The sequence below is a fragment of the Nocardia sp. NPDC049526 genome (assembly GCF_044465765.1).
In the GTDB taxonomy this organism is placed as follows: domain Bacteria; phylum Actinomycetota; class Actinomycetes; order Mycobacteriales; family Mycobacteriaceae; genus Nocardia.
In genome coordinates, this window is sequence record NZ_JBITMA010000019.1 from 133,457 (window position 1) to 142,733 (window position 9,277).

10 protein-coding genes are annotated in these 9,277 nt (G+C 65.9%); 3 read left to right on the plus strand and 7 right to left on the minus strand.

The window, feature by feature from the left end:
* Positions 1 to 18: 18 nt before the first annotated feature.
* From rplW to rpsJ, 4 genes are read right to left on the minus strand one after another with little or no spacing between them, the layout of a single operon-like run.
* Positions 19 to 324 (minus strand): 50S ribosomal protein L23, encoded by a 306-nt coding sequence (gene rplW / locus ACIBW7_RS38635; RefSeq protein ID WP_040686547.1) that lies wholly within the window; start codon positions 322 to 324, stop codon positions 19 to 21.
* Positions 321 to 995 (minus strand): 50S ribosomal protein L4, encoded by a 675-nt coding sequence (gene rplD, locus ACIBW7_RS38640; protein WP_397055324.1) that lies wholly within the window; start codon positions 993 to 995, stop codon positions 321 to 323. The genes rplW and rplD overlap by 4 nt, the downstream gene beginning before the upstream one ends.
* Positions 992 to 1,657, minus strand: coding sequence for a 50S ribosomal protein L3 (rplC, locus tag ACIBW7_RS38645; RefSeq protein ID WP_040686545.1), 666 nt, complete (start codon positions 1,655 to 1,657; stop codon positions 992 to 994). The genes rplD and rplC overlap by 4 nt, the downstream gene beginning before the upstream one ends.
* Positions 1,658 to 1,671: 14 nt before the next feature.
* A complete protein-coding gene (rpsJ, locus tag ACIBW7_RS38650) occupies positions 1,672 to 1,977 on the minus strand; it encodes a 30S ribosomal protein S10 (RefSeq protein WP_003938093.1) in 306 nt (101 codons plus the stop codon).
* A gap of 699 nt (positions 1,978 to 2,676) precedes the next feature.
* Here rpsJ and ACIBW7_RS38655 point away from each other — a divergent pair.
* Positions 2,677 to 3,153 carry a hotdog fold domain-containing protein gene (locus tag ACIBW7_RS38655; RefSeq protein ID WP_397055326.1) on the plus strand — a complete coding sequence of 159 codons (477 nt, stop codon included), beginning with the start codon at positions 2,677 to 2,679 and terminating at the stop codon, positions 3,151 to 3,153.
* Between the two features lie 176 nt (positions 3,154 to 3,329).
* Complete coding sequence (locus tag ACIBW7_RS38660) at positions 3,330 to 4,523, plus strand: lycopene cyclase family protein (protein WP_397055327.1); 1,194 nt, start codon at positions 3,330 to 3,332, stop codon at positions 4,521 to 4,523.
* Positions 4,524 to 4,529: 6 nt separating this feature from the next.
* Here the strand turns inward: ACIBW7_RS38660 and ACIBW7_RS38665 are convergent, their stop codons facing one another.
* Genes ACIBW7_RS38665 through ACIBW7_RS38675 form a run of 3 tightly spaced genes read right to left on the minus strand, consistent with a single transcriptional unit; the run spans position 4,530 to position 7,203 of the window.
* Positions 4,530 to 5,384: an ABC transporter permease gene (locus ACIBW7_RS38665; RefSeq protein ID WP_397055329.1), complete on the minus strand. Its 855-nt coding sequence runs from the start codon at positions 5,382 to 5,384 to the stop codon at positions 4,530 to 4,532.
* A complete protein-coding gene (locus ACIBW7_RS38670; protein WP_397055339.1) occupies positions 5,381 to 6,163 on the minus strand; it encodes an ABC transporter permease in 783 nt (260 codons plus the stop codon). The genes ACIBW7_RS38665 and ACIBW7_RS38670 overlap by 4 nt, the downstream gene beginning before the upstream one ends.
* A 35-nt stretch (positions 6,164 to 6,198) precedes the next feature.
* A complete protein-coding gene (locus tag ACIBW7_RS38675) occupies positions 6,199 to 7,203 on the minus strand; it encodes an ATP-binding cassette domain-containing protein (protein ID WP_397055331.1) in 1,005 nt (334 codons plus the stop codon).
* Between the two features lie 399 nt (positions 7,204 to 7,602).
* On the opposite strand from ACIBW7_RS38675, the gene ACIBW7_RS38680 reads away from it, so the two are divergent.
* Positions 7,603 to 9,126: an aldehyde dehydrogenase family protein gene (locus ACIBW7_RS38680; RefSeq protein WP_397055341.1), complete on the plus strand. Its 1,524-nt coding sequence runs from the start codon at positions 7,603 to 7,605 to the stop codon at positions 9,124 to 9,126.
* The last annotated feature ends 151 nt before the right edge of the window (positions 9,127 to 9,277 follow it).

Here is a 9,277-nt window from a genome sequence, read left to right on the forward strand (position 1 = left end):
TTCTGGATTCCCAGGCGCTTACGCGACCGGGCCTCCGAAGATCTCGATGGGCTTGCTGTCGGCCGAGATGGTCACGAGCGCGCGCTTGGTGTCCTTGCGCTTGCCGTAACCGAAGCGGGTCCGCTTGCGCTTGCCCTGACGGTTGGCGGTGTTGACGCTGGTCACCTTCACACCGAAGACCTTCTCGACGGCGATCTTGATCTGCGTCTTGTTGGAATCCGGGTGCACGATGAAGGTGTAGGTACCTTCCTCGATCAGTCCGTAGGACTTCTCCGAGATGACCGGCGCCAGCAGAATGTCGCGGGGGTCGGCGATCGTGGTCACTTGCTCTCCTCCTGTGCGGATTCGGCGGGGCCGTGCACGAAGGCGTTCAAGGCCTCGACGCTGAACACCACTTCGTCGCTTTCCAGCACGTCGTAGGTGTTGAGCTGATCCGGCGCGATCGGGTGCACGAACTCCAGGTTCTGCACGCTCTTCCAGCCCGCGATGTCCTCACGTCCGAGGACGAGCAGGAACTTCTTCCGGTCCGACAGCTCGGACAGGAACAACTTCGCGGTCTTGGTCGACGGGGTCTGACCCGAGACCAGTTCGGTGATCACGTGGATGCGCTCGTTGCGCGCACGATCCGAGAGGGCGCCACGCAGCGCGGCGCGGATCATCTTCTTGGGGGTGCGCTGGCTGTAGTCACGCGGCTGCGGACCGTGCACGGTGCCACCACCGGTGAACTGCGGCGCGCGGGTCGAGCCCTGACGGGCGCGACCGGTGCCCTTCTGGCGGTACGGCTTCTTGCCACCACCGGAGACCTCGCCGCGCGTCTTCGTCGCGTGCGTGCCCTGGCGTGCGGCAGCGAGCTGCGCGACAACGACCTGGTGCATCAGCGAGACGTTCGCGGTGGTATCGAAGATCTCCGCGGGGAGCTCGACGGTGCCGTTGGTCTTGCCGCCGAGTTCCTTGACCGGGAGGGTCAGGTTGGTCTTCTTCTCGACGCTGGTCATGCGTGCGCACCACCCTTCACTGCGCTCTTGACGGTCACGACGCTGCCCTTGCGACCCGGGATCGCACCCTTGATCAGCAGCAGGCCGTTCTCGGCGTCGACCTTGTGCACCGACAGGTTCTGCGTGGTGACGCGGTCGTTACCCATGCGGCCCGACATGCGCATGCCCTTGAACACGCGGCCGGGGGTGGCGCAGCCACCGATGGAACCCGGGCGACGGTGCACCGCCTGGGCACCGTGCGAAGCGCCCTGACCACGGAAGCCGTGGCGCTTCATGGTGCCTGCGAAGCCCTTGCCCTTGCTGGTGCCGGTGACGTCGACGTAGGCGCCCTCTTCGAAGACATCGGCGTTGATCTCCTGGCCGACCTCGAAGGTGGAGGCATCCGCGACCCGGATCTCGGCGACGTGGCGGCGCGGGGTGACGCCGGCCTTGGCGAACTGGCCGGAAACCGGCTTGTTCACCTTGCGCGGGTCGATGGCGCCGAAAGCGACCTGGACGGCGCTGTAGCCGTCGCGCTCCACGGTGCGGATCTGGGTAACGACGTTAGGTCCGGCCTTGATGACGGTCACGGGGACGACGCGGTTCTTGTCGTCGAACACCTGGGTCATACCGAGCTTGGTGCCCAGGATGCCGGCCGCCGGCCTGTTCTTGTTGTCAGTCATATCTCGAGTCCCCGTCACTGAATGTTGACGTCGACGCTGGCCGGCAGGTCGATGCGCATGAGGGCATCAACCGTCTTCGGCGTCGGGTCGAGGATGTCGATCAGCCGCTTGTGCGTCCGCATCTCGAAGTGCTCGCGCGAGTCCTTGTACTTGTGCGGCGAACGGATGACGCAGTACACGTTCTTTTCGGTCGGCAACGGCACCGGCCCGACCACACGGGCCCCGGTGCGGGTCACCGTCTCCACGATCTTGCGCGCGGACGCGTCGATCGCTTCGTGGTCATAGGCCTTGAGCCTGATGCGGATCTTCTGTCCCGCCACGCTAAGTGTCCTTTTCTCCGCTTATCGTTCGTGATCCGGAAGCCGGCTTCCGTACCACCTTCAATTGCACAGCCCGAACACACGAAGACGTCCCAGCCCGAGAGGTTCTGGCCCGGAGGAGGCAGCCTGCGTAATCACGCAGGGCCCCCGCTCGGACAAGATCCAACACAGTGAGACCGCGACCGGGACGTGCCCGATCCTCGCCGCTGTTCATCTGTCATGGTTCTCCGGTCCACGCGGTCGGGCGTGTCGCCCATCCGCTCATTCCTCGGCCCCGGTTCGAAACTTCACCTGGCCTGGAACCTTTGTCCCGGACGCACCTACGCTGGATATCCAGCGAGGTACACGATTGGGTGTTGCTCGCCTCACCACCCGCCACAACCGCCGAACGGCATGACCCGGTGCAAGGCAACCCGAACAGTATGCCCGACCACGTTGGCGACTTCAAATCCGCCCCCCACCAACGACTCCTCAGCAGGTCAGGGCGTGAATCCCGGGCGCGCCCAAGCCAGCTGGTCGATCAGGGGCGGTACGCGCCGGGCGGCGGGTATCGACCAGCAGGCGGATGGCCACCAACAGATGGCTGCCACGGCGGGGGTTCCCTGTGGCCCATACGGCGCGGGCTGCGGAGCGCCATCTGGCGCAGAACCATGCCATGTCCCCACCGCTGGCAAACTTACTTCTGAGTAAGATAGAGCCATGACGAAACCGACCGCGACTCATCGGATCTGGAACAAGCTGCCGGACAACCGGCTGGGGCACACCCTGTTCTCGCTCGGGATGGTGGCCCGGGTGCCCTACTTCGGGACGGTGCTGCCGAGCGTCGTGCGACTGGAGCCCGGACTGTGCGAGGTGACCTCGCCGAAGTGGTTCGGCATCCACAACCACCTGGGCACCTTCCACGCGATCGCGGCGTGCAACCTGGCCGAGGTGGCAATGGGCATGCTGAGCGAGGCCACGGTGCCCGACACCCATCGCTGGATCCCCAAGGCCATGAATGTGCAGTACCTCGCCAAGGCCGAGACCGGTCTGCGCGCGGTGGCGAAGCTGGCCGAGGTGCCCGACTTCACCCGGATCACCGAGGGGCAGGAGTTGACCGTTCCGGTGTCCATCTACGACAAGCACGACCTCGAGGTCGTGCACGCCGACATCACCACTTGGATCACCCCCAAGTAGGCAGCGCCGTGAGTTCGGCAGAGTCCCGAGGCAAGCGATGCCCTGCGTGCAGCGACGTACCGACCTTTACACCGTCTATGGCAGGTGTACAGGTCACACGCGCGGGGTGTGCGGTTGGCCGCATCGGCGGGGAGCGGTGTTGCGGGCACACGGGCGGAGCGGATTGAATGCGGCATATGGGTGACAGTGCGGTCCGGGAATTCGACCTCTGCGTGGTCGGGCTCGGACCGACCGGCCGAGCGCTGGCGCATCGGGCCGTGCGCGCCGGGTTCCGCGTCGCCGCCGTCGATCCGCGTCCGGAGCGGCTCTGGCCGCCGACGTTCTCCTGCTGGATCGATGAACTGCCGGAGTGGTTGCCGTCGAGCGCGATTGCTGCGCGTATTCCGAAGCCGACGGTCTGGACGAAGGCCGAGCATCGGATCGACCGCCCCTACTGCGTGCTGTCGAAGACCGGACTGCGCGATGCGCTGCCGCTCGACGATGCCACCGTTGTCGCCGGGCGGGCAACTCGTGTCGAGACCCACGAGGTGGAACTCGCGGACGGCACGCCCCTCAGGGCCGCAACGGTTTTCGACACCCGCGGGCTGCCGACGCTCGGACAGCGCCGCGCGGCAAGTGCACACGGCATCTTCGTCGACGCCGAGACCGCCGCGCCCATGGTGACCGAGGGCGAGGGACTGCTGCTCGATTGGCGTCCGGAGAACGGTGCGGGGCCAGATGAGCCGCCGTCGTTCCTCTATGCCGTCCCGCTCGGTGACGACACGGTGATCTTCGAGGAGACCAGCCTCGGCCTGCGCGGCGGCATGCCGCAGCACGAGTTGCGCAGACGGACCCTGAGCCGCCTTGCCGCACACGGCATTCGGCTCACCGGCGGCGAGCCGACCGAGGCCGCGCACTACCCACTGGACCAGCCACCGCCGAAAAAGGGGACAGCCCAAGCGATTCCGTTCGGCTCCCGCGGCGGCATGATGCATCCCTGCACCGGCTACAGCGTCGCCGATTCGCTGGCCCTGGTCGACACCGCCGTCGCCGCTCTCCGGCAAGGCCGCGACCCCGTTGCCGAACTCTGGCCGTGGCGGGCCCGCCTGGTCTACTGGATGCGCATGCGCGGCCTCTGGGGCATGGGCCGCCTGAACACCGAACAGTCCATTTCCATGTTCGACGCCTTCTTCAGCGCCTCACCCCGCGGGCAGCGCGCCCTGCTCTCCGCCCATGACGACTACACCGTCCTCGGCGCAGTCCTCTTCAACACCGTCGCTCGCACCTGGCCCTTCCGCTGGCGATACGACCTGGTCGGCTGGACGAATCGAAACCGCTGGGTCGATTTCGATTTCGCCGCAGCCGACCGCGAAGAGGGACGGATCGGCTGACGAAGATCAGGCTCCGGTTTCGGCGGCGCGCTGATAGCCGCGAATCGCGGGATACGCGAACAGCACGATGAGCCCGAGAACCCAGGCGACGGTCTTCAACAGGGGTTCGGCGACGGCACCGCCGTAGGACAGCCCCTTCATCGCATCGATGGCGCAGCTCATCGGCTGATTCGCGACCACGCCCTGCAACCAGACCGGATAGGCGATCACCGGCACGAACCCGGAATTGAAGAACATCAGCAGGGTATTGACGATGCCGATGATGCTGACCAGCATGACGCCCTCGGTAATGGTCGCCAGCGCCGTGACCAGCACCGCGAAGCCGACACCGAACAGCACCGGAATGCCGACCAACGCGACGGCCGCCAGCGGCCCCTGCCCGAAGCGGAAGCCGAGGGTGAAGCCCACCGCGATCACGAACAGCGTGGTGACCAGCACCCGGACCGCCTCGGCGAACAGCCTGCCGGTCAGTCCGGCCGCCCGATGCACCGGCATGGTCCAGAACCGCCCGAGCAGTCCGGTGAACTTCTCACCCTTGAAGCCGAGTGCGCTGACCACGGCACCGGACATCGCCGCGACCAAAGTGATCAGCGCGACCTGTCCATAGATACTCGGCTTACCGGTGGCCGCGGTGATCGAATTGCCGAGCACGACGCGGAACATGAAAAGCGTCAGTGCCGGATAGATCAACGTCTGGATGGTGGTCGCGGGATCGCGCGCCCACACCAGCAGCAGCCGCTTGCACTGGATCAGGCTGTGCGTGATCCAGGTCGACAGCGCGCGTTCGGATGGCGTGGCCACCCGCGGCAGCGGGTCGAATCCGTCCACCTCGATGCGCTCCAAGGTCTCGACAGAACTCATGACCGCCTCACACTCGCCCAGATCGCCAACGGAGTAAAGACGATCGCCATACCGCCGAGCCAGGTCAGCGGCACCCACAGCACATCCCAGGCCACCCCGTTGTGGGCCATATCGCGCAGCGCGAAGGAGAACTGGGAAATCGGCTGATTGCGCACGAACGGCCGGATCCACATCGGAAAACTGCGTTCCGGGACGAATCCGCAGGACAGCATCCCGAAGATCAAGGTGGGCAACGTCAATGCCTGACTCAGCGATTCCGGACTCTTGGTCAGGCTGCCGAGCGCATCCGCGCCGAGTGCGAGCACGGTGCCGACCGCGATCGAGAACACGCAGAACAGCACGGCCTGACCGAGTCCGGCGACGAACCGGAAGCCGATCATGTAGCCGAAGATGATCGCCGCGGTCAGCGCGGTCAGCGAACGAACCAGCCCCGCGCCGATCCGCGCGCTCAACGGCACCAGCATGCCGATCGGCATCGTCTGTAGTCGCGTGCTCAGACCGGTCAGCGCCTCATATGCGGACAGTTGCGCATTCGACATCATCGTGAACGCCATGGTCTGCAGCACGATGATCGGCATGACGAACTGGGCGTAATCGATGCCCTGGAACTTCATGACATACCGCAGCGGCAGATAGAAGCCGAGCGTGAACACCAGCGGAGTGATCATCGCGACGATCAGTTCGCCCTTGACGGCCATGGTCCGCACGATGCGTCCGGCCAGCGCCCGCCACTGCGCGAAGTAAGAGAGCCTGGCCACGGGCAGCTCGGCGAAGAGCAGTGCCGAATCGGCCTGCTCGACGGTTGTGGAACTCACTAGTGGCCGCCCGAATGGCCGGTGATGGAGAGGAAGACATCGTCGAGCGAGGGCCTGCGCAGCGCGATATCGGCCAATTGGATCCCGGCGGCGTCGAGCCTGCGCAATGCCTCGGACAGCGTGGCCGCGCCGTCGGGGGCGGGAATCGAGATCCGGTCGCCGCCGTTGATGTCGGCGAGGACGGCCGCGGGCACCAGATCACCGAGTGCGGTGGTGGCCTTGCCGAGCTGGGCCGGAACGAGCGGCACTACCTCGCAGTAGCTGCCGCCGGTCTTCTCCTTGAGTTCGTCGGCGGTGCCCTCGGCGATCACCGTGCCCTTATCGATGACGATGATGTTGTCGCTGAGCACATCGGCTTCTTCGAGGTACTGCGTGGTGAGCAGCACCGTGATGCCCTGATTCTTCAGCGCGGTCACCAGATCCCACACGCCCTGCCTGCTGCGCGGATCCAGACCGGTGGTCGGCTCGTCGAGGAATACCACCTCGGGGCGTACCACCAACCCACATGCGATATCGACCCGACGACGCATACCGCCGGAATAGTGGCGCACCGCACGACGGCCCGCGTGCACAAGGTCGAATTCCTCGAGCAGGGTGTCCGCGCGCTTGCGGGCGGCCGATTTACCCAGGCCCATCAGTCGGCCGAACAATTCCAGGTTCTCCCGGCCGGAGAGGTTCTCGTCGAGCGCGGCGTACTGGCCGGTCATCATGATCGAGCGGCGGACACCCGCCGGATCCTTCAGCACATCGTGGCCCGCGACCACAGCCGTGCCGGAGTCCGGGCGCAGCAAGGTCGACAGCACTTTGACCATGGTGGTCTTGCCCGCACCGTTGGGCCCGAGGATGCCCAGCACGCTCGCCCGCGCGGCGGTGAAGCTGATGCCCTGCAGCGCGTGCACATCGCCGAATGACTTCCGGACATCCGCAACCGCGACCGCGACATCACCACCGTCGATTGGTGGTGGCTCGCTGGTATGCGAATCCGCTTGGTTCAAGCTCGGCATCAACTCTCCACTGTGTCTGATCGGCGGTGTTCGCGGGGCCTGGGCGGCGACCGCGGGTCGCCAAGAGTGTGGGCATGAATACTTCCCGGTTGGTGATCCCTGCCGCCAAGCGTGATGTTACCGGCAGCGGCATCCCCACAGGGCAGACCGCGCCATACCCAGCGGCCCGCGACCTAACTGTGTCCTTACTCACATTTATTTCCGCCGATCCACCCGACCTGAGAACGTCGCTGGTGGCGGCCCTGGAGGGGCAGCGTAGGGGCGGTGGCGACACCTTGTCGGGCCGTCGCGGCGACCATAGTCTGCTAGACGGGGGAAAAACGCACTCACTCGTTTGCGGCAGCGCTGCTTCACCAAGCGTTCAGCGGCTGCGGCGGATCGACCCTGCGAGAGGTGACCATGGCCGAGACCGCGCAGCCGAGGCTGGCAGCGCATACGGGAGGATCGGGCCGACCGAACGTGCTGACGTCCTATGACCCGCGCACCGGCGAAATCGTCGGCAACTATGCCGTGATGGGCGCGGGCGAAATCAACCGCACCGTGCGCGCCGCACGCTCCGCCGAAAAATGGTGGGCGGAACTGGGATTCAACGCCCGCAAACGCTGGCTACTGGACTGGAAACGCAGTATCACCAGGCGCGCAGGCGAATTGGTGGAAATCCTGTGTGAGGAAACCGGAAAACCACAGGCGGACGCGGCAATCGAGGTGATGCTCGCCGTCGAGAACCTGGATTGGGCGGCCCGCAATGCCGCGCGCGTGCTGGATCGGCGCAAGCTCGGCTCCACCTGGCTGACGCGCAACCAGCACGCCTCCGTCGGCTATCTGCCGCTCGGCGTGGTCGGGGTGCTCGGGCCGTGGAACAACCCGGTCTTCACCCCGATGGGCTCGATCGCCTACGCGATGGCCGCGGGCAATGCCGTGGTGTTCAAACCCGATGAACTCACCACCGGCGTCGGCGTCTGGCTGGCCGACAGCTGGAACAAGCTCGCGCCGAATCAACCTGTGCTGCAGGTCGTTACCGGCGATCACGCCACCACCGCGGCGCTGTGTCGCGCCAAGGTGGACAAAATCGCCTATGCCGGTTCGGATGCGGGCGCGCGCGAGGTGATCACGCTGTGCGCACAGACCTTGACTCCGGTGGTGGTCGAGCGAAACGGCAAGGGCACCATGGTGGTTCACGTCGACGCCAAACTCGACGAGGCCGCCGAGGCCGCGGTATTCGGCGCGATGGCCAATGCGGGCCAGAACTCCACCGGCATCCAGCGGGCCTATGTCGCCAACTCCGTCTACGACCGATTTCTGGAACTGGTGATCGAGCAGGCGCGGCGGCTACGGCCCGGCGCGGACAAGCGCGCGTCCTACGGTCCGATGATTCTGGAATCGCAGGTCGACGTGGTGCGCAGACAGGTGCGCGACGCAGTGGCCAGAGGCGGGCGCGCGGTGGTCGGCGGACTGGATTCGATTCGCGATCCCTACATCGAACCGATCGTCTTGACCGAGGTGCCGGAGGAGAGTGTCGCGATCACCGGCGAGGGCATCGGGCCGCTGCTGATCGTCAACAGGGTCGCGAATATGGACGAGGCGGCGCAGCGGATCAATGCGGTCGGCAATGGTGTCGCGGTGTCGGTGTTCACCCGGGATGTGCACGGTATCGAATCCTTCGCCGAGCAGCTGCGGGTCGGCGTTGTGACCATCAATTCTTCGACCACCTACGCCGGGATTCCGGCGCTGCCGTTCGGCGGGGTCGGCGAATACGGGCAGGGGCACCATCACGGCGATCAGGGACTGCGCGAGTTCAGCCGGACGCTGGCGATCGCGCGCAAGCGGTATCGCGCGGCGGTGAATCTGTCCACCTTCGACCGGCATCCACGGCATCTGCGCACGGCCAAGGCCATCTTCCGGATGCGCCACGGCGGTGTTTGATTGCTGTGTCCAATGGCCGCGCCTTCGGCGCGGCGGGTTCGCGGCCCCCTGGTGTCTCGCGTCCGAGCCGTCGAGACTCGCGACTTCGTCGCATGCGCTTCGACGACTCGGACGCGAGACGGGCCGCGAACTCCTCGCTCGTAAGACTCGC